Here is a 20,486-nt window from a genome sequence, read left to right as displayed (position 1 = left end):
AAGCTCATAGGGAAAAGGAGAAGTTATGAATAGGAAAGTTGGTCTTCTTTTATTGGTTTTCTTTTGTTATTTAATATGGCTATATCTTGCAATATATGAATCTTCCATAAATGACTGGTGGACAGTAAATACAATAAAAAATCAAACAGAAGATAGCATTGATGTAGGTGTATCAATTGCAAAGTTTATTATAGGTACGGTTATTTTCACTCTAGGTGGAACGGTTCTCTACTTGTTATTAAGAAAAAGGAGTTAAATACAAGGGCTGTGAATTTTGATAACGAAATCATCTGTACCAAGGGGGAGAATCATGAAGAAATTAATGAATCTTTTCATTTTAGTGCTATCAGGGGTACTCCTAATGTTTATGATTATAGGAATAATTTCTTTCTATTCTGTATCCAAGGCCGAAGACCAAATGCCAATAGAAATGGTAGCTTTTAATAGTTTAACTGATCAAGAAAGAGATTTAATACCAGTTAGCCCGAAAGATTCAAGCATACAACAAGTTCCTGTTAATGATGATATACAACAATTAATAGATAATAATTATGATAAAGACCAAGTGTATGCTGTTACATTTAATAACACTGTGACGGATACAACTGGAGATCTTGTAGTTTATGTTGGATTAGATAAAAAAACAGTTCTTGGAAAAGGGTTTATCAGTAAATAATAGGGCTCCTTGTTTAGGAAGGGGATTATAAAATGAGTAACAAACGAAAAGTGATTTTTGCCTTAGTCGGTTTAATTATTATTACAAGCATTTTTATTTATTCCGGGAATCGCCAAGGTAATAATCAACTAATTAATTCTCATCATACATTTGGAGATTTTTATGTGGTGGAAAAAGAACATCATATTGAACCGGGTGAATATATGGAAATGTGGGTTGTTGGTTATAATGGGGCAGAAAAAGAGGAGAACAGAGAAAATTATAAAGTCTATTTTAAAGATGCAAATGTTTATAACCTAATTGAAAAAGACCAAAGCTATATGTTTTCCATTTCATCAATAAGTGAAGAAGGTAAAGAGAGATACTATTTAGACGTAATTTCGTCTCCGAATGGAACACAGTTAAGGGGAGAAGGAAGATAAATAAACTTAGTGATATTGTTCTTTTGGGCAGGAGAGTAGAACAAGGATTTTTTATAGTAGGAATTTACATGCGCAGATTACGAGGTGGGTACATATGAAAGAACCAATCAGAATAATGTTATTAGGCATCGCAATATTGATCATAAGTATATTCGTTCAGAATATCCCTACAGAAGGTACAGAAACCATTTCAAACGTAGTGCAAATCATCTTTGCGATAGGAGTCATTACCACTATAATAGGTTTTTTCAAGAAATAGGAAGAGAGGAATTTTTCGTAGAGCGGCAGCTTGCATGCGTGTACGATTGAGAAATGAAATGAGAGTTCCATACTCCATAACCAGGCGCTACCTTTGTATAAAGGATCAGCGCTTATTTTTTTATGATAGGGATGAAGATGTTGTAACAGATTTTTTGAAACTTTTCCCATTAGCACGCGTATATATTTCCAGAAGATGTAACCAAAGGGGGAGTGTTTACATGGTAGATCCATATGCTATGGGGCTGGCGATACTATGTTTCAGATTGTGCCTATTTTTATTGGCATTATTTTTGTGATTGTTATCGGTAGTATCTTAATCTCGGTTTTCAAAGGCATTGGGCAGTGGCAGAAGAATGAGCAGTCTCCGAGGCTAAGTGTGCCAGCTGTTGTTACATCAAAACGGATAGATGTCACCAAAAGGTCCAATATGCATCATCACAACGACACCCATCATCACCATTCTTCCAGCACGCATACAAAATACTTTGTGACGTTCGAGTTTGAAAGTGGTGACCGTTCGGAGTTTCATGTTGCTGGTAAAGAGTATGGTTTACTCTCCGAAGATGACAATGGAATATTAAGCTTTCAAGGGACTCGGTATTTAGGGTTTGTGCGAAACACAGGGAGTATATCGGGAGGAGAGGAGTGCCAAGGTGACTACAAGTGAAAAAGACATTCTACTGATGAACAGTGACAAGTACTTTAATAGATTACTAGAAATTATTGAATCCGTACCAAGTAGAAAAAGAGGCATTTCCATTGAAACTGTAGAAAGAGATAAGAATTTCCGTGATGTAGTCATGCACCTGTATGAATGGCATGCCATGCTGGAGAGATGGTATCGGGAAGGAATGAATGGGGATACCCCGTTTATGCCGGCACCGGGATATAAATGGAGTAAGATCGGGCAACTCAATATGCGTACTTGGGAAAACTACCAAGACGTAACATTAAATCAAGCGATAAAGAAATTAAAGTTAAGCCATGAGCGAGTGATGGAACTGATTAGGTCCCATACCAATGAAGAAATCATGACAAAGAAATACTATAAATGGACGAAGACAAGTAATTTATATAGCTATTTTGCAGCGAACACTTCCGATCATTACATTTGGGGGATAAAGAAATGTGAGGGGATTGCAAAGGCTATAAATGTGGTGAAAGAGGAGCAGGTTGTGAAATAAAGGCTGATGATAAGGTGGGGACTATGAAAATACTCTTAAAAAAGTGTAATAGCAATATTTATCATCTATTTAGTAAGTCTAATCTATTGAATTGAGTTCAGCAGGAAGGATGAGGTGAAGGTATTGCTAATTATAGTGTTAATTATTATTGTCATTACACTTTTATCCATAGAAGTGCAGTTAAGGCGAGCAAATAAACAAAACGAAGAGATAATTGGTTTGTTAATGCAGATAAAGGATAGGGCTAATCAAGACATTTGAGAGGTGGTTCTCAAAGATATTTTTGAGCATTGGGAAAAGGGGCGATGCAGGAATGAACGTATACGGTCATATCTACAAAAGTTGTAAATACAGTTAACGGGAAAATTTATATAGGTCAGACATTGTTGGGACGGTTGGAAAGGCGTATATATGAGCATGTAATTTTCTCTTTTCTTCTCCTGATACAACCTCTATTCTGCTTTATTCTTTTCTACTTCTGCATGGCCTAGTAAGTCTATGTCTTTTTTACTGATGAATTATAAAAGAATTTTTAAAATGAAAGTACTCACGATTCTTTTTTAATAAGAGTTTGGGAGTGACTATAATAATGTATGAATATATCGCTTTTTTGTAACTTTATGTAAAAACCATAGTACTTTTGCTATAATAAAAGTAATATTTTGTCGGTAGGTGAAAAGGATGGCTGTTACGGTTCCGGAAACGATTAGGAGCAGTGCTACTTCTGGGGAGAGGATTTTGTTCCGCACTTTGAAGGAGTATTTGCCGGATGATTATATAGTGTATTTTGAACCGGAGATCCAGGGGACCAGGCCGGACTTTGTGATTATTGGTCCTGATCTTGGACTGATTGTGCTCGAAGTGAAAGATTAGACTAGAAACACGTTGTATCAATTGAATAAGGATGAGTGGACGATTAGAGATACGGGTGGAAACCTACATAGCGTGAAGAGTCCACTTAAACAGGCAAGAGATTACGTGTTTAAGATAAATGATGTGTTGAAGAAGGATAAGAACCTGATTCAAACGGAAGGGAAGCATCAGTTTAAACTAAAATTTCCTTACGGCTATGGGGTTGTTTTTACACGGTTAAACCAAAAGCAGGTTCTAGAGGACGGGATTTATTCTATCATTGATCCTGATAGCATGCTTACAAGGGAAGAGATAGACCCAGATTACGGGGAGTTCTCGGAAGAAGTGTTTGCTGAGAAATTAATTAATATGTTCCAAGTACCTTTCAGGTTAAGAAAGCCGCTTACATATGAGGAAATTAATACGATTAGGTACTATCTGTTTCCAGAGGTTCGGATTGGGGCTGAGTTCAAAGAGCCTGTCCCATACCAGGATCAGCTGCTTCTATCTTTAAGAGATATCAAAACAATGGATTTCCACCAGGAGAACATGGCCAAACAAATTGGAGATAAAAACAGGCTTATTCGTGGAGTAGCAGGCAGCGGGAAGACCATTATTCTGGCGAGTAGAGCAAAGATGCTGGCAAAAGAGAATCCCAATTGGAGAATCTTGATACTGTGCTATAACATATCACTCTCCCAAAATATCGCGCAAATAGTAAGAGCGATGGCGTTGGAGCCTGATAATCTATTTGACTTTCATTTTGGTGATGGAGAAATACAGATCCAGCCAACTCCTAGGAATATTGAAGTGAGAAACTTTCATCAATGGTTGAAAAATGACCTAAAGATGAGTGAGGGAATCATCGATACATACATTGAGAAGTTAGAGAAGGGAGAAGCCATTGCTCCTAAATATGATGCAATTCTTATTGACGAAGGACAGGATTTTGAAGCAAGCTGGCTGCATCTCGTTAGCTTATGCCTTAACCCTGAAACCAAAGCACTACTGCTTGTTGAAGATCGCGCACAAACGATTTATCCAAGAAAAAGAAGTTATCTCAAGGACACAGGTCTGGATTTCCGTGGTAGATCAAAAATATTGAATATCAACTACCGGAACACATCACAAATCGTCAACTGTGCCTGGGACTTCTTCCAAAAGAATTCCTCGCTACAAAACAAGGTGGTAGTGGGCGAAACAGAAGGAGTAGAGATTATCTCTCCAAAAAGCACAAAACGCAAAGGGCCAGAACCTGCCATCTTAAAAGCAGAAAGCTTTGCAAAAGAAATGCAGATTATCGCAAGACAAATACAACAGCTCCATCAAGTGCGGAAAGTTCCTTACTCTGAAATGCTCATTCTATATCGTGTAAAACGAACACATAAAGCAGACATTATCGGTACCATCCAAAGAGCGCTCCAAAAAGAAGGCATCCCCGCAACATGGATAACAGAAAACGAAACTAGCAAAAGAGCTTTTAATAGAGAAGAGGAGACCGTAAAGATCAGCACCATAGACAGCAGCAAAGGGCTGGACTTCCAAGCAGTGTTTATTGTGAAAGCGGATACGATGCCATTCCCGCTTGAAAAGGATAAGGAACGGGAAGTTTCGTTAATGTATATTGGGATGACGAGGGCGAAGGAGTATTTGTGTATTTCGTATTCGGGGGAGTCTGAGTTTACTTCTTATTTTGAGGGATGGCAGCAACAGAATAAGATCGAGACACAAAAGAGAGTCAAAAAGATAAATGAATAGTAGGGGATAAGTATGATAGGGGAGAAACTCATAGTTAACTCAGAAAGAGGAAACCTGTTAACTGAACTAACCAGATCAATGAACGAATGCGTTAGTTTCTACTTTAGTGTTGCGTTTATTAATTTTAGTGGTCTACAACTTTTGTTGGATTCTATTAAGGAAGCAGCAGATAAAGGCGTAAAGGGGAAGATAATCACCTCTACTTATTTGAATTTCACTGATGCAAAGGCATTAGAGAAACTTAAAGAGTTTAGTAATGTAGACCTTAAGGTGTTTGTTACGGATAAAGAACTAGGGTTTCATACGAAAGCGTATATCTTTGAGTATCCTGAAAGTTATAAAGTGATTATTGGGTCATCCAATATTACACAGAGTGCCCTCAAAAGTAACGTGGAGTGGAATGTTGAAATTATCTCTAAACGGAATGCTTATTTTATTAAAGATGTACTTAAAGAATATGAGTTTCTATGGAACACAAGTGTGGATGCTGATGCAGAATTCATTAAAAGATATGAGGATTTCTTAAAAAACATACAAGGAAGTGGATGGAAGAAGCAACTCATCTACGAGAATAGTGAATACATTGTTCCAAATAGAATGCAAAGAAAAGCAACTGAAAACCTTGAGCGGCTTAGATACTATGGAGAAAAGAAGGCTCTAGTAATAGCAGCTACTGGGACAGGGAAAACATATATGTCTGCATTTGACGTAAAGAAATTCAAGCCTAAAAAGCTTCTTTTTGTCGTTCATCGTGAAGAGATATTAAGGAAGGCAAAGGAAACCTTTGAAAAACTGTTACCAAATGAGGGCTATACATTCGGATTATTAACAGGAAATCAAAAGCAGAAACACGTGGACTTTGTGTTTGCTACAAACCTTTCTATTACTAACTGCTTGCATGAATTTGATAGGGAAGAGTTTGACTACATAATCATTGATGAAGCACACCATGCTACGAGTTCCACCTATCAAAGGATACTTGAGTACTTTACTCCGAAGTTCACTCTTGGAATGACGGCTACCCCGGAGAGAAGTGATAGTCATAATGTGTTTGATCTATTTGATAACAACGTTGCACTTGAAGTTAGATTACATGACGCATTAGAGGACGAATTAGTTATTCCGTTTCACTACTTTGGCATAACAGATATAGACGCCGTAGATCTTAGTGATGTATCCATAGATGATATTGCAGAAGTAACCAAACGTCTAAAGGTCAATGAAAGAGTGGATTTCATCATAGAGAAAATGAACTTTTATGACTTTGATGGGGAGAAACGTAAATGCTTAGGCTTTTGTGCAAGTATCGAACATGCAAGGTATATGAGTGACGAGTTTAATAAGAGAGGCTTTAATAGTGTCTTCTTGTATGGAGATGACTCGCCTGAGAAACGAACACATTATATTAATAGGTTAGAAAATGACCAAGATGAGTTGGAATTTATCTTTACAGTGGACATTTTTAATGAGGGAGTCGACATTCCTTCGGTTAATACGGTTCTTATGCTACGGCCAACTAATTCTCCTATTATTTTCATCCAACAGCTGGGGCGTGGCTTGCGGAAACATGCGAACAAGAATTTCTTAACTGTTCTCGACTTCATTGGTAATCATAATAAAACCTTTCTTATTGCATTAGCTTTAAATGGGAGTAGATATTATGATAAAGAAAGCTTGAAGGTAGCAATTGCAACAGGTTTCGCTAATATCCCAGGATGCACCCATATCCAAATGGATAAAATATCTCAGGAAAGAATCCTTGCTCAAATAGATCAAGAAAATTTCAACTCCATAAAATACTTAAAAGAAGAGTATTTTGAGTTTAAGCAGATGAACCAAGGTAGGATTCCGTACTTATTGATAGATTATTTGAAATATGATGGTGCCCCGGATCCAACTAAGTTTATTTCTAAAGAGAAATCATATCTTCATTTCTTAGCAAAGGTTGAAAAAGAAGAAGAGTTAAAGAAGCTATTAGCCTATGAACCTTTTGAGGCTATCATTAAAGAACTTTCCAGCAAGCTTCCGTTAAAGAGAATTTATGATTTTGTCATCATACGCTATCTATTAGACCATCCTGAAGTTACCCTTCACCAAGCAAAGAATGAAATTTTAAAATTAGTTAAGAACGTGGATGAGGACAGTATCTTTCATGCATTTGAATATTTAAATCAAGATTACTATGATCGGCTGCAGGTAAAGAACATTCCTAAGATGTTTTCTTATCAAACTGGTGTAGTTCGTAAGACAAAGCTTTTGGATGATATCTTGAAAATTGATGTCTATAGACATTATATTGAAGATATTATAAGCTACGGGATTTTCCGGTATGAAAGAGAATATAGGGAAGAATATTATGGGGTTCCACACTTTAAACTCTATGAGCAATATCAAATGGTAGACGCAGCATTACTATCAAACTATCGTAAAACGCACAGTTCATTCAGAGGTTCAGGATTAGTGGTGAATGGAAAAGAATTTTTCTTGTATATAGATCTCCATAAAGAAGAAAACATCAAGGATAGTATTAACTATAAAGATAAATTCATTGATCCAGGTCACCTTCAGTGGCAATCTGTCAATAATACCTCTCAGCACACCGAAAGAGGCCAGGACTTAGTTCGAAATAAGCAAAGAGGTGTCAATCTTCATCTGTTTGTTAGAAAATATAAAGAGATAGATAAGGGAAAGACTGAACCATATATTTATATCGGAAAGGGTAATTCCATCAAGTATGAAGGGAATAAACCTATTACAGTTATCTTAGAACTGGAGAACAAGATCCCACCAGTTTTATATACTGAGTTAACAGAAAAAGTGTAGTCCATTGCGACTACACTTTTTCTACTATTAATTGCTCAACCGCAGGTATATCTGCTGGAGCCCATACTAAGGAATTCAAATTTTCTCTCTTAAGCCATACAAGCTTAGAGTGCTCATTTGGAACTGGTTCTCCTTCGGTTATCTTACCCTTAATAGCAATAAGATTGATGATAAAAGTTTCATACTCATGGATGTTATCATGGAATAGATCATTAGTTTCGATTTTACAATTCATTTCTTCTTCAATTTCACGCTTTAAAGCAGAATATAAATCTTCATCTTTTTCTACTTTCCCACCCGGGAACTCCCACATATTTGGAATAGCCATTGATGGTGAACGTAGAGCACAAAGTATTTCATTCTGATCATTTTCTATAATAGCTGCGACTACTTTAACTGTTTTTTTCATTTGGACACCTCGTATTAATTAGCTATTGTTATGATACCACTTTTGAATAATGGGTCAAATAGATACTAGCTTTACATTTAAACCTAAAATCAAGTGTAATATGGTAAAATTCATATAAAATAAATTGTATTAAAAAATACACTAATGGGGTACTAATATGCCAATCTACAACAAGCTAGTCCGAGATAAGATACCACAAATTATTGAAGAGTCAGGAAAGAAGTACACATCAGAGATATTAGATGATACTGATTATATTAAATACCTTAAAATAAAAAGCTATGAGGAACTGGACGAGTATTGTGCAGCTCAATTAAACGAGGAAGCAGTGGAGGAACTAGCAGACATACTAGAAGTTCTCCATGCACTTGCAAACTATCATGGTTTTACTATGGAAGAAGTAGAGAAATTTCGTAAAGAAAAATCGGAAAAACGTGGGGGATTCCAAGGGCAGATATTCTTAGTAGAAGTTGAGGATGGTAATCGGGATGAATCTTGATGAAATAAAAAACTCAATAAGTAACCTAACCATTTGGAAAAAGGGGAACCAAAGGGCTCCACATAAGCCTTTACTGTTATTGTATGCGTTGGGACAGTTACAGAAGGGTAATCCTAGATTCTTACCATATGAACAAACGGGTCAGGATCTGAAGCAGTTGTTAGTAGATTTCGGACCTATCAGGAAGTCTTATCATCCTGAGGAACCGTTTGTGAGGCTTTCGAGAGATGGTATTTGGGAATTGGATAAGCCTGTTAACCTCTCAAGTCCGAATAATAGAAAGTTGATTGAGGAAGCTGTTGCAGGTGGTTTTATTCCCGAGGTATATAAGACGTTAAAAGATAATATGAATCTTATCCCAGAGCTTGCTCAGATAATTCTAGAACAGCATTTCCCTGCTTCCATTCATGATGATATTTTGAGTGCAGTTGGATTGGACTTCTCTTTTACCTATACAAAAAAGAGAAAACGAGATTCGAAGTTTAGGGATAAGATTCTTAGAGCTTACGGGTATAGCTGCGCTGTTTGTGGGTTTAATGTCCGGTTGGCGCATACGCTGGTAGGAGTAGAGGCAGCTCACATCAAGTGGCACCAGGCTGGAGGTCCAGATGTAGAGGAGAATGGCATTGCCTTGTGCTCCCTACATCATAAGCTTTTTGATAGAGGGGTCTTTACCATTAATAATGACCGTAGGATGATTGTTTCACAGGATGCTCATGGAACCAATGGATTTAATGAATGGCTGATGCGATACCACGGGAATGAGATTTTAAAGCCGATTGAGGAAAGCTACTACCCTAAAGATGACTTTATTTACTGGCATGTGAAGGAAGTTTTCAAGGGGCCGGAGAGGTATGTTATTAGTTAGATTACAATACATTATTTAATACTGAAAAAAGACAAGACTTCAAGTTCTTAACTTGAAGTCTTATCTTTTTTATTTATCCTCGTACCAAACATATTCAGCGAGTCTGCGTAATGCTTTAGCTCTTTGTGAAATTTCTTTATTATCCCAATTGTCGGTAACTGGTTGATAATTATACTTTTTTATTGCTTTATCATGCTTTGTATTTTTAGTCCCTGTTTCTATCTTTTTAACTATAGATCGGGTAAAAGTCGGTTGATTTTCATACACTAGTTTCTTCTCATTAAAAGCCTTATTTTTAAGCGAACTATTATCTGACTTAGGTAATAACGTCAGGTTTCCAATACTGGAGACTAAAGCTTTGTATTCCTCGCCATCCTCCTGAATTGAACCCCAGTAATTCTTTTTTTCTTCGGGCATTATGTGCTCAATAGTGAAATTAGAATAATTCCCGCCGTCAAATGATGATGCTAGTTTAGATAAAATGTAAATAACTTTTTTCTTATCCGAGCCTTTCAATTTATATTGCTCAAAAGCTGTTAAAGCAACGTCTTTTTTATTGTTAATTAATTTTTGGATACTTTTTAGAGCATTATTGAAATGAATATCTCTACCAGAAGCTTTTCTTATTTCTTTTGCGATACTCGGAAGTTCTTTTTCTAACTCATTGAATCGAGAAGAAGAAATAACATAACTGAATATTAGGGTTTCTAACTTTTTGAAGATTTCATGAGAAAGCTCATTATTTAAATTACAGGTAGCTAGTGCAATAATATAAGTTTGTTTAACTCCTAAATTAAGACAAGAGGTGATACTATCACTGACTTGACCTTCATAGGCTTTTAAATATATTGATGCAGCTTGTTCTAATTCTGTAACAAGCGCCAAGACTCCTGAGTAGGATTTTAAATCGTAAACTGGACTTGCATTTTTCTTTGACTCCTCAATTTGCTTTTCAAACCAATTGTATATGTTTTTCTTCTGAACTAAATAACCTTTAGACATAAGAAAATGTTTTAGAAATGTTGATGTATTTACAATTGGTTTACCATTATTGTCAGTTAAATGGTTTATAAACTTATCCCATACAGAAACTATTAAATCATACTGATCGTCATTCAAATCGCGTAATAACATGTTTTTTAATAAATCTTCTGGTTGAAGTTTAGAACCACGATCGTTTAATGTTTCAAATATTCTAAAAGCCATATTGATACTTCCAGAAACCATTGAAACAATATAAACTTTACTCGTTAAATAGTTCATAAACTGTTTCAATGGAAAACCTGCAGTTGGATCAATTTCTTCAATTAAAGTCTCAATTGCCGATAGAAGATTTTTCTGAGAAGTACTATTCACTGCATAGCGTTGGTTAGGGTTATACTCAACCAGCTTTTTATATAATTCGTTATCTCTAGTATGATGGGTAAGTCTATAACTATTAGTAAATTCACCATTGCTATTAATATAACTAGTTTTTAAAAAGTTTCGGTAATAATTAATATATTCCATAGGTTCTTCTTTTTGAAAATGGAAAATTGCTGCTGATATTAACAGAGTTATGGTAGTAATACGTTGTTGCCCATCTATTACTAATTTCATATTAGGCTCATCTTCAGAAAAAACCATACTCCCAATAAAATAATCTTGTTCGTAATCCTCTTCCATACTATCCTTTATGTCATTAATAAAATCTTTTAAATTTTCTTTACCCCATACATAGTTCCTTTGCATAATAGGAATCTTATAGCGATCTTGGCCATTTAATAATGATGCGATTTTTACTAATCCATCAGAGTGAAACTGCTTGTTGATACTCAATAATGACATCCCCTAATTACATATTTATTCTATAGTTATATTGTAGAAGACAACATTAATAGGATCAATGGGATCTTTCAAAATAAAGCAAATTACTACATATTTTTACATCCCTTAGAATATAAAAAATAATTTTAAAGTAGAAGTTTCTAGCTAATAAGTAAATCGTTATTATCAGCAAATTCACAAAAATAGCAAGATGATGTAAAATGTTAACAGGTGAAAATACAGATATTAGTAGAAGAGGAGCTTATCATGTTTAAACAGCAGTCTAAGGAACCATTGTGGAAATTTTCCCCGATTCCTAATATAGAAGAATCAAATTTTAATAAAATATTAGAGAGATTTTATAATATGCGTGTGACCGGTCTAACTCGTGAAAACACGCAAAATTCGATGGACGGTCGTTTACTTGGAAACGATGGACCAGTTCGTTTGAAAATAGAAACCGGAAGTATCAAGAAAGAAGATATACCTGGGGTTAATGATGTAATTGATAGAATAAAGTGTTTGCAAGGCAGAAATAGTTATACGAAAGAAACAATTCAACATATGATTAATAAAATCAATCAAGATGAAGTGAGATACATATCCTTTGAAGACTCGAATACTAGAGGATTAACTGGTGCGAAAAATGGTCAAAGCAATTCTGCCCGGGATACTTGGGGGATTTATGCATACAACAAGGGAGTACATTTTGAGGAAGCAGATTCTCAAGTAGAAACATCTCGTGGAGGATCACATGGGGTTGGTAAGATAGCCTCCAATGCAGCCTCCGATTTACATCTGATGTATTTTGCCAACTGTGATGAATATGGTGATAAGCATTTGGGAGGGACTGTTCAACTAATTGAGCATGTATATGACGATCAATGCTATCGATCCACTGGGTATTTTACAGATATCGAAAGATTAGAAGACAATAAGTCCAAGTTTTATCCGTATGAAAACAATTTCCATCCTGTATTTGAAAAAAATACGCGCGGGCTAAAAATCATTATTCCTTTTCTAAGAGAAGAGTATGATGATGAAACAGAAATTGTCAAAAGTATTTGTGATAGCTTCTTTGTTTCTATTTTAGAAGGGAAGCTAGAAGTGTTGGTTAACAAAGAAATTATTACTCGCGAAACGATATTGGATTATGTAAAAGATCCTAAATATTATGAACAGGATATAACGGAAGCGAAAAAAATATTTACCCCGTTATACGTAGAAACTTATCAAAATCAAAAGCCGAGAAGTTTGAAGGTCTCCGATAGTGTCAGAGACTATAACTTTAATCTTTACTTCCATTACGATGAACAAATTCCTAAAGGTCGTGTCGCAATAGTTAGAACGATAGGAATGAAGATAGAAGACTTTAAAGTCACTTCCAATGCTAATAAACCATTCAATGCTGTTCTAATTGGTGGTGCAGATGAGGATGCGTATATAAAGTCGCTTGAAAACGAATCTCATACAGAACTATCATGGGAACACATTAAAGATCCGAAACTACAAAAACGTGCTAAGCGTTTTATAAATAATCTGTCTAAAGAGATGGCTAAAATAATAGAAGAAGCAATCAAAGAGAATAATCCAACTGACGGGGTCATGAATACAGAAGATATTCTTTATGTAGTGGAAACTCAATTTAAGAATGACCTATCTGATAGTCTTGGTACTGTTATGATCAACAAAGGTAAATCAGTGGTAAAGGCATCAACAGAAGTTCCTAAAAAAGCGAAGAAGAAACGCGGGGAAAACACTGAGAAGGAAAATCCTGAAAAGAAACGTGATCCTTTGAAGCGTAAGAAAAGAGAAGAAAAAGGTACAGAGTCGGAAGAACAGAAAAGCACAAAGTATAGCGCTAACCCTGAAATGGTAGAGCGACTTATTTTAGGTAAAAGAGAGTTGGTAAAATTCGATTTTACTAAAAGTGAGCTTATAAAAGACGAAACGGCTTGTGATATCTCCCTATCTATTATTGACGGGATGGGTGTAGAGTATCCTGACGAATTTAACTTACTAGGAAACTATAGTTCTATCGCAGACCCATACTCCAGCAATCAGTACAAGGTGAACAATAACGTTATTAAAGATGTGAAAATTCGCCAAGGTGTTTCCGAACTACAATTGGAGCTAAATGACAACTTTAACAAATCACTAAAATTTGTTTATTACATCGAGGTGTAACATGATCTACAAAAAAGACGCAAATTTCCCGTATCCTGTATTAACGAATAAGTCTAATAGTTATGCTTCTAGTCAGTTTATATTAGATGTAGAATTGCATGAAAATGTGCACCACTACCAATTCAACTATAAATACGAAATTGACTCAGCATTTATCAATAAACTATTAAGAGAAGGCCAAGCGCAACTCATATTAATTATTCAGTCTAAAGATAATAAGTTCTTTAAAGTGAGTATGGCACAGTCATCTATAAAAATATTAAAATCACGAATCTCCATTAGTAGTCGTACTTCCATTCAAATGCACATTCAATCAACGGAAGATGTTTCTTTTAGAAACAACGAAGATTTAAGCACCTTCTATGATAAGTTCAAAGACGAACTAGTTGTACCTAAACATTCTATATTAGGATTCTCCAATGTTGTTATGTTTGAAGGTAGCACTACAAAGCCATTGGAACTGTTTGAAAAGAAGTTGAACCCAGCATTAAAATCAGCCATTAAGATTGAACTGAGCCACGAAACCATTGTAATTCAGTATAGGAATGAAGAGTTCCAGTTTAATAATTTGCCAAAGAGCAATACGTTAAACAATCCATATGTATACACAGGCATGCATATGGCCTTACAAAGGTTCATTGTTAATAACGGAGAAGACAATGAATATGTAGATTTGTTAGAAATAGATCCTCCGGCCAATCCTTTAGACTTAAAACTTTATCATTTAATGAGGAAAAAGATGGTCGAGGAACTAAGTATAGATACGATTGATGAAGTAATTTATGCAATTTCTGACCGCATGATTGAAAAGTACACAACTGTAGTAAAGGGGTTAATTTCAAGTGGAAGTTAGATTACTAGAAAAAGGATATAAAGACAATGAGCAATTCTATAAAGACTTCCTTGAAGATCAATTGCAACTGAAGGAAGAGTACTATACTTCAGAAATAATACATCTAGATAAGGCACCGGATTTTCCTATCTATATGGCACAAGGCAGTGAAGCAGAACGGAAAGAATTGTTTCTAGAAGCATTTAAGGTGCTAACAGAGGACTATCTTGAAACCGATCGGGATATCCATCTAAATGAAGTCTTTTGGCATTCTTTACTTATAACCAAAAGAGACTATCTTATAGAGACATACCCTAAGATTACTGAGGGCCTTAGTCATTTTAACAACATAGTCCTGAAGAAATTTGACTGGGAGAACTATATTTACAAATGTGTACTTGGTGCACAGTATATCAATGATCGCGTAACGGACCCTGCACAAAGAGAACGTTATTACTCTTTGCTTGTCGATAACCTAGACTTGTACAATTACATTATTAAGTATGAGATCTTCCGAAATGATCAATTTCTACTAAACATCCTAGATATTATTGACGAACTGCAGTTGTCCAAAGTCCTGAAGGCGAAAATCACTGATCGTGAGGACCTAGGCAAAGATGAACGTGTTGGACGACGTGTAATCTTTGAATTCAATAAAAGCTACCCAGTCGTTATGTCTCCCGTGTTAGAAAAAGAAGAGTTAAAGCCAATTTTTCTGCAGTATTTGAATTATTATTATGATACGAGTGAGTTATTGCAGAGTTCATAGATAAATTGAAAGTAAGCAACTAAAAACCAAATAGGTTTCCTGTTGCTTGCTTTTATATTCTGGAGAAAGTCTTTATAAATACTTGTATAGAGGGTGCAATTATGAAATCACTAAAAAGAATGCTCTATGAATTAACAATGGATAAAGATTTTGTAGCATTAAAATTCCTCATTGATCGACCGAATGTTTTTCATGTAGCCGGGGCAACCCATTTGGAAACTTGGCATTCAAGATTTCTGTCCTGGTTATTAGACCCTACTGAACGCCATAATCTTGGCTATTATCCCTTTCAGCGGTTTCTGATGGCTGTAGCTGACTCAGCGGATGCAAATATCGATGAAATTACCGATATTGCCATGCTGAATATGAAGCAGTTCAGAGACCCAGAGGTAGTAGCGGAAAAAGATATTAACAAGTTGAATATCATAGAGTCGGATGCACTAGAGGAAACAGCTGGTAGTGATGATAAGGGAAGGCTGGATGTCTTTTTTAAAGTGAATATTGTGGATGACACAGATCCTACTCAAGTTAAAAAGTTAATTCTTGCAGTGGAGCAAAAAGTGTATGCACGAGTGGACGTAAAACAATGTAACAAGTACTTGCGAAAGTTTGAAGAGACCTTTAAAGAAGAGCAGTATTTGTTGGTAGGTTTGGTTCCGAAGAGTCAAATCAAGGAAAGCAATGAAGAAACGTTTGGAAGCTCCGAGTGGATTGGAATCGATTATCAACAATTGGTGGACATCGTTTTAATGCCTTGCCTGGAAAATCCCGATTTAAATGCCTTCGCAAAGCCGATTATCCAACAGTACTTGGACGCTTTACGTATGCCTTATAAAGGGAAACGTGAGAAGCTTGCTACCATTGAAGAAGAGCGTGTGTTGGTTCGCTCCCTTTATGATCGCTTTGAAGATGTATTTAAAGCTGTAACGAAAATAGCAGCAGAAGATGAAAGTGAAGAAAGAAACTATGTGAAGAACGTTGTAAACGATACTTATGGGGAAGTTTTTAGAACCATCAAGTGGACCCTAGATGAAGAGAATGATATAGAAGAGACTTGGAATTTTACCAATCCATTTCAGCGAAACATTTATAAGAGATGGGATGAACTTAGAGTCATCGTGAAACATAACAATGATGAGTTTGTTATAGTTGCGGGCAATGTTACTGATCTTTTCAAAAGAACTTTACGCTGGATGGAAGAACAAGACCTTCCTCTTCGACAGCAAGTAGAAGAAGGCATCATCTTGGGTGGTGGGAACAGTGGTAAACGATTTGCTATAGCATTTCAACCAATACATAAGGATAGAAGAAAATTTACTTCCTTACGTACTTATGAGTCTATCCATAAAGGTGAAACCTATTATATAGAGGCAAAGATAAGTCCAAAGAGAGCGATGATGACTATTGCGAAGATGTTGAGGGAGTTAGGTGTTGGGGTGGAGACTCCGTTGTTAGAGAGTGGAGAAGGGGTATTAGTTTAAGAGATTCCCAAAAAGACATGTTATGCATGTCTTTTTGTTGTGGAAAATAAAGGATAGTGTAGGTTTTTGTAGAATTTTAACTTAGAGAGAATAAACAAGAAGGGCTTGAATGCTATGAATAAACCACACCTCAACCTCATGCAGTTCTTTGAAGGGTTTGTAAAAAACTATCGAAAATTAAATTTAACTACGTTACATAATAGATCCATGTTTACGCAGAAAGAAATAAATTATTTTGCAGACTTAGGAGAGATGCTGGGGTTTGAAAGCTTTATAGCAGATTCAAAGTTTGATAAGTCAAAGAACCGTTTGCGTCCTATGGATCTAGCCTGGTGGAAGTGGGACAAGCGGGTAGATCCAGAGAATTATGCCTATATGGCGCTTCATCTAGAAAGAGAAAGTCTCTCACGGAAGGATGAAGAAACGGTTGAGAAGCTTTTTTCTGAAACGGAAGAAAACTTTATTCCTAATGACGTAGTGGGAATTCTATATGTGGATTCGGAAGAACGCATATCCTATTTAAACAATCTAGTTTTACATAAAAATAAGCAACAGCAATCTAATGCACTAATGGTGTATAGGTATTTTGATGAATGCTTACAGGCACAGAGAGTATGGGCGTATCACTTTTCAGCAGATGGAATGGTGGAAGAAAGGAAAGCGATTTGTAGGGAAGATGAATTTGGTTATTTTAGTATGGTTTTTGAGGAAGAGTTTACAGAACGTGGAGTAGAGATAAGTTACATAAAATAGCTATTGAGTTTTTTATAAAGGAGGCGTTTCGATGAAAATTCTTACCTGGAACTGTGCAATGTGCTTTAGAGAGAAGATAGACCATGTACTTCCTTTGAATGCTGATATTCTAGTCATTCCTGAGTGTGAGGCGCCATCAAAGTGGAAAGGGAAAGATAAGGTGAAGGGAATTCATCAATTTATTTGGGTGGATAAAAAGTATAATCTTAACAAAGGTCTTGGCGTTTTCAGTATGAATAGTTCTTACCAAATTAAACGACATTGTCATTTTAAAAAAGATTTTAAGTATATTGTTCCTTTTGAAGTAACCGGGAAAGAAAATTTTATACTCCTTGCAGTTTGGGCACAGCGAGCAACAACAAGGTATGATAGCTATATAGGGCAGATTTTTCATGCAATAAAATATTATAAAGATTTGTTCAAACAACCATGCATCATTGTGGGGGATTGGAACAGCAACCAAAAGTTTGATTACATTAAAAGAGTAGGAAATCACACCACAGTTGTGAACATGCTACAGACTGATGAGATAGAAAGTGGGTATCATCATTTTTTTAATGAAGAGCATGGAATGGAAACAAAGCCAACTCACTATTTTTGGCGGAAGAAAGAGAGGCCTTTTCATTTGGACTATCTATTCGCCTCTCGCTCCTTCTTTGAAAGAATGAAGCATTTTGAAGTGGGAAGGTATGAGGATTGGATAAAGCTAAGTGATCATATGCCAGTTATAGCGGAGTTCGACTAATATAAAGCACTATATTCTTAGGAGGAACACGACTATGCAAAAAATCGACCAATTAATAAGTGAATTTGAATTAACACAGCAAAAATTTGCCATTTACGCGGCCTTCAAAAACTCTATCAAACTAAATAAAATTAAAACAGACGAGATAGACATCCCATTAGGCTCTTCCAAAATAGGAGGTTCCCCAGACTTACCTTCTGGTTGTGAATTTCCCCAGTATGAAGATGACCATCTCACCTTTATGCTGCAGGTTAATCTGTCAGAAGCAAAACCCTATGACAAAGATAATCTGTTGCCTGAGAGCGGAATATTGTATTTATTTTACGAAGCATTGGAGCAGCCTTGGGGATTTGATGGAGATGAGGGATGCTTTAAGGTGCTTTATTTTGATGGAGACATGGAAGAGTTGGAGCGGAAGAAAAGCCCGAGTAGTAGGACGGAGTTTGTTGAGTTTCCGGCGTTCCAGCTTTCCTTTGAGACAATAGTGACGCTGCCAGAGAGTCCCGAGAAACTGGATTTTGCAGATGATGATGAAGAAGCGAATTACTTTGATTTCCGTCAGGAGCTAGTGCAGCCAGAGGACAGGGATGGCAAAGTGGTGCCGGCGCATTATATGTTAGGCGCGCCGATGAGTATTCAAAATGATGTGTTTGAGGAGCTTTTTGAGGATGGAAAGGACCCTGTGCTCTTGTTCCAGATTGATTCAGATGAAGAACTTGCAGATGTCATGTGGGGAGATAGTGGCATGTTGTACTTCTGTATGGAGAAAGAGGACTTGATGGAGAAGCGGTTTGATCGGGTGAGATTTACGTTGCAGTGTTTATAGGGGGGAGGGTGGAAAGTGATTCTGAATAGATAGCAGAGATTGCATAAAGTATGGGGGTATTACAAGGTATGCAAGAAATTATGAATATTACAAAAGAATGGATTTTACCAATTTCTATTCCGTTATTTTCTGTTTGGCTTGGGGCTTATATAACAATGAGACAGGCAGAAAAATTGGCAATAAAGAATGACCATATTCAAAGGGAAAAATTATTGAAGTTATTGAGAAAAGAAACGGAAATTTTCCTTAAGTATCAGAATGAAAATCAAAGTTTTAGATCTAGAAAATATCTATCATTAAATTTAGTTATTGAAAATCCATTATTTAATGTAAATGACCATGAAAAGTTAATTGAACTAGTTTTAGAGTTAGCACGAATTCAAGACAATATTGAAACAAGTGTTTTAATATCTTCCGGTATCTACTCTAACTCTGTAAGTAATTATATGAAGTTAGATTTACCAATATTAATGCTTTCCGTAGGTAATTTTATAGAAAGGATATTTAAAAAAGAAGATAAAGTTATTGATAAATTAGGAAAGAATATTGATAAGACTATAGATAGAATTATTAAAAACTCGTCTATCCCAGCAAAAGCTATTTTAGAAGAATTAATAATAGAAATAGACAGACTTATCGTTTTTCATGGATACAATAAATGATATTTGAAAGTTTTTATAGAAAAAGGGGATTAGCAGTCTTCATCCTTCCAAAGAGGTGCAAAGTGATTACATATATCGGAACACCAAAACTAGAAACAGAACGACTACTCTTGGAAAAGTTTGTGCTCGGTGATGCCCAGAAAGTCTTTGATCACTGGATTTCAGATGAGCGGGTGACGGACAATCGAGTGAGTGCGGCGCATACAGATGTTTCGCAGACGGTGGAGAGAGTGGCGGGTATTGTTTCGCAATATGAGAAGGAAGATTTTTGTTATTGGGCAGTGAAGTTGAAGGGTAGTGGAGAGTTGGTTGGCGAGATTGATTTGTATGACTTTGATGAGACAACCGGAAATTGCGAGGTGAGTTATTCACTCGGTTACCGGTGGTGGAATCAGGGGTATGGCACGGAAGCGTTGCGAGCCGTGATCGAATTTGGCTTTCGGCACATGAATCTTCATAAGATTGCTGCTGCACACAACACCGACAACCCAGCATCCGGCCGCATTATGAGCAAGGCGGGGATGGTGCAAGAGGGGATTGTGAGAGATATGATCCGGAATTCCAAAGGTCAGTATAAGGATTGTGCGATTTATGGGATTTTGGCGGGGGAGTATTATAGGAAGGTGTTGGGGGATTCAGTTTTGAAGAGGATTGTATGAAATAAAACTTCTTA

General features: G+C 36.2%; 20 protein-coding genes and 1 pseudogene. 19 read left to right on the top strand and 2 right to left on the bottom strand.

The annotated features are described in order from the left end of the window. Nucleotides 1-25: 25 nt before the first annotated feature. From LC091_RS15255 to LC091_RS15220, 8 genes and pseudogenes are all read left to right on the top strand, one after another. Nucleotides 26-256 carry a hypothetical protein gene (locus tag LC091_RS15255; RefSeq protein ID WP_226682887.1) on the top strand — a complete coding sequence of 77 codons (231 nt, stop codon included), beginning with the start codon at nucleotides 26-28 and terminating at the stop codon, nucleotides 254-256. 54 nt (nucleotides 257-310) lie between these two features. Next, nucleotides 311-676 (top strand): hypothetical protein, encoded by a 366-nt coding sequence (locus tag LC091_RS15250; RefSeq protein WP_226682886.1) that lies wholly within the window; start codon nucleotides 311-313, stop codon nucleotides 674-676. A gap of 32 nt (nucleotides 677-708) precedes the next feature. Next, nucleotides 709-1,098: a hypothetical protein gene (locus tag LC091_RS15245; RefSeq protein ID WP_226682885.1), complete on the top strand. Its 390-nt coding sequence runs from the start codon at nucleotides 709-711 to the stop codon at nucleotides 1,096-1,098. A 94-nt stretch (nucleotides 1,099-1,192) separates the two neighbouring features. Continuing rightward, complete coding sequence (locus LC091_RS15240) at nucleotides 1,193-1,357, top strand: hypothetical protein (RefSeq protein ID WP_226682884.1); 165 nt, start codon at nucleotides 1,193-1,195, stop codon at nucleotides 1,355-1,357. 255 nt (nucleotides 1,358-1,612) lie between these two features. Next, on the top strand, nucleotides 1,613-2,026 hold the full coding sequence (locus tag LC091_RS15235) for a DUF2500 domain-containing protein (protein WP_226682883.1): 414 nt from the start codon (nucleotides 1,613-1,615) through the stop codon (nucleotides 2,024-2,026). After that, on the top strand, nucleotides 2,013-2,543 hold the full coding sequence (locus tag LC091_RS15230) for a ClbS/DfsB family four-helix bundle protein (protein WP_226682882.1): 531 nt from the start codon (nucleotides 2,013-2,015) through the stop codon (nucleotides 2,541-2,543). The genes LC091_RS15235 and LC091_RS15230 overlap by 14 nt, the downstream gene beginning before the upstream one ends. A gap of 681 nt (nucleotides 2,544-3,224) precedes the next feature. Beyond that, nucleotides 3,225-5,153 (top strand): annotated as a pseudogene (locus tag LC091_RS15225) (3'-5' exonuclease). 78 nt (nucleotides 5,154-5,231) lie between these two features. Continuing rightward, the gene (locus LC091_RS15220; protein WP_226682881.1) at nucleotides 5,232-7,976 is read left to right on the top strand and encodes a DEAD/DEAH box helicase; all 2,745 of its coding nucleotides are present in this window, start codon (nucleotides 5,232-5,234) and stop codon (nucleotides 7,974-7,976) included. 10 nt (nucleotides 7,977-7,986) lie between these two features. Here the strand turns inward: LC091_RS15220 and LC091_RS15215 are convergent, their stop codons facing one another. Then, a complete protein-coding gene (locus LC091_RS15215; protein WP_226682880.1) occupies nucleotides 7,987-8,385 on the bottom strand; it encodes a (deoxy)nucleoside triphosphate pyrophosphohydrolase in 399 nt (132 codons plus the stop codon). A 157-nt stretch (nucleotides 8,386-8,542) separates the two neighbouring features. Here LC091_RS15215 and LC091_RS15210 point away from each other — a divergent pair, with 157 nt between their 5' ends. Together LC091_RS15210 and LC091_RS15205 are read left to right on the top strand one after the other, a co-directional pair. Continuing rightward, complete coding sequence (locus tag LC091_RS15210) at nucleotides 8,543-8,884, top strand: nucleoside triphosphate pyrophosphohydrolase (RefSeq protein WP_226682879.1); 342 nt, start codon at nucleotides 8,543-8,545, stop codon at nucleotides 8,882-8,884. Then, the gene (locus tag LC091_RS15205) at nucleotides 8,874-9,752 is read left to right on the top strand and encodes a phosphorothioated DNA-binding restriction endonuclease (protein WP_226682878.1); all 879 of its coding nucleotides are present in this window, start codon (nucleotides 8,874-8,876) and stop codon (nucleotides 9,750-9,752) included. The genes LC091_RS15210 and LC091_RS15205 overlap by 11 nt, the downstream gene beginning before the upstream one ends. A gap of 69 nt (nucleotides 9,753-9,821) precedes the next feature. Here the strand turns inward: LC091_RS15205 and LC091_RS15200 are convergent, their stop codons facing one another. Further along, nucleotides 9,822-11,570, bottom strand: a complete 1,749-nt coding sequence (locus tag LC091_RS15200; RefSeq protein ID WP_226682877.1) for a DUF262 domain-containing protein — start codon at nucleotides 11,568-11,570, stop codon at nucleotides 9,822-9,824. Nucleotides 11,571-11,789: 219 nt separating this feature from the next. On the opposite strand from LC091_RS15200, the gene LC091_RS15195 reads away from it, so the two are divergent. The 9 genes from LC091_RS15195 to LC091_RS15155 all read left to right on the top strand — a co-directional run bounded on the left by LC091_RS15195 (nucleotide 11,790) and on the right by LC091_RS15155 (nucleotide 20,472). Continuing rightward, nucleotides 11,790-13,745: a hypothetical protein gene (locus LC091_RS15195; RefSeq protein ID WP_226682876.1), complete on the top strand. Its 1,956-nt coding sequence runs from the start codon at nucleotides 11,790-11,792 to the stop codon at nucleotides 13,743-13,745. A 1-nt stretch (nucleotide 13,746) separates the two neighbouring features. Continuing rightward, entirely contained in the window at nucleotides 13,747-14,598 is an 852-nt protein-coding gene (locus tag LC091_RS15190; RefSeq protein WP_226682875.1) for a hypothetical protein, read from the top strand. Then, entirely contained in the window at nucleotides 14,588-15,346 is a 759-nt protein-coding gene (locus tag LC091_RS15185; RefSeq protein ID WP_226682874.1) for a hypothetical protein, read from the top strand. Before LC091_RS15190 ends, LC091_RS15185 begins: the two co-directional genes overlap by 11 nt. 101 nt (nucleotides 15,347-15,447) lie before the next feature. Next, entirely contained in the window at nucleotides 15,448-16,827 is a 1,380-nt protein-coding gene (locus LC091_RS15180; protein WP_226682873.1) for a PD-(D/E)XK nuclease family protein, read from the top strand. A gap of 114 nt (nucleotides 16,828-16,941) precedes the next feature. Next, entirely contained in the window at nucleotides 16,942-17,580 is a 639-nt protein-coding gene (locus LC091_RS15175) for a hypothetical protein (protein WP_226682872.1), read from the top strand. 31 nt (nucleotides 17,581-17,611) lie between these two features. Further along, a complete protein-coding gene (locus LC091_RS15170) occupies nucleotides 17,612-18,325 on the top strand; it encodes an endonuclease/exonuclease/phosphatase family protein (RefSeq protein WP_226682871.1) in 714 nt (237 codons plus the stop codon). Nucleotides 18,326-18,359: 34 nt separating this feature from the next. Further along, nucleotides 18,360-19,151, top strand: coding sequence for a YwqG family protein (locus LC091_RS15165; protein WP_226682870.1), 792 nt, complete (start codon nucleotides 18,360-18,362; stop codon nucleotides 19,149-19,151). 50 nt (nucleotides 19,152-19,201) lie between these two features. Further along, the gene (locus tag LC091_RS15160; protein ID WP_226682869.1) at nucleotides 19,202-19,813 is read left to right on the top strand and encodes a hypothetical protein; all 612 of its coding nucleotides are present in this window, start codon (nucleotides 19,202-19,204) and stop codon (nucleotides 19,811-19,813) included. Further along, nucleotides 19,810-20,472, top strand: coding sequence for a GNAT family N-acetyltransferase (locus LC091_RS15155; RefSeq protein WP_226682868.1), 663 nt, complete (start codon nucleotides 19,810-19,812; stop codon nucleotides 20,470-20,472). The genes LC091_RS15160 and LC091_RS15155 overlap by 4 nt, the downstream gene beginning before the upstream one ends. Nucleotides 20,473-20,486 lie beyond the last annotated feature (14 nt).

The sequence above is a fragment of the Sutcliffiella horikoshii genome, from assembly GCF_020524325.1.
Lineage (GTDB): Bacteria > Bacillota > Bacilli > Bacillales > Bacillaceae_I > Sutcliffiella_A > Sutcliffiella_A horikoshii_D.
Note: the sequence above shows the minus strand (reverse complement) of the source record. Positions and strands in the feature narration are given on the sequence as shown.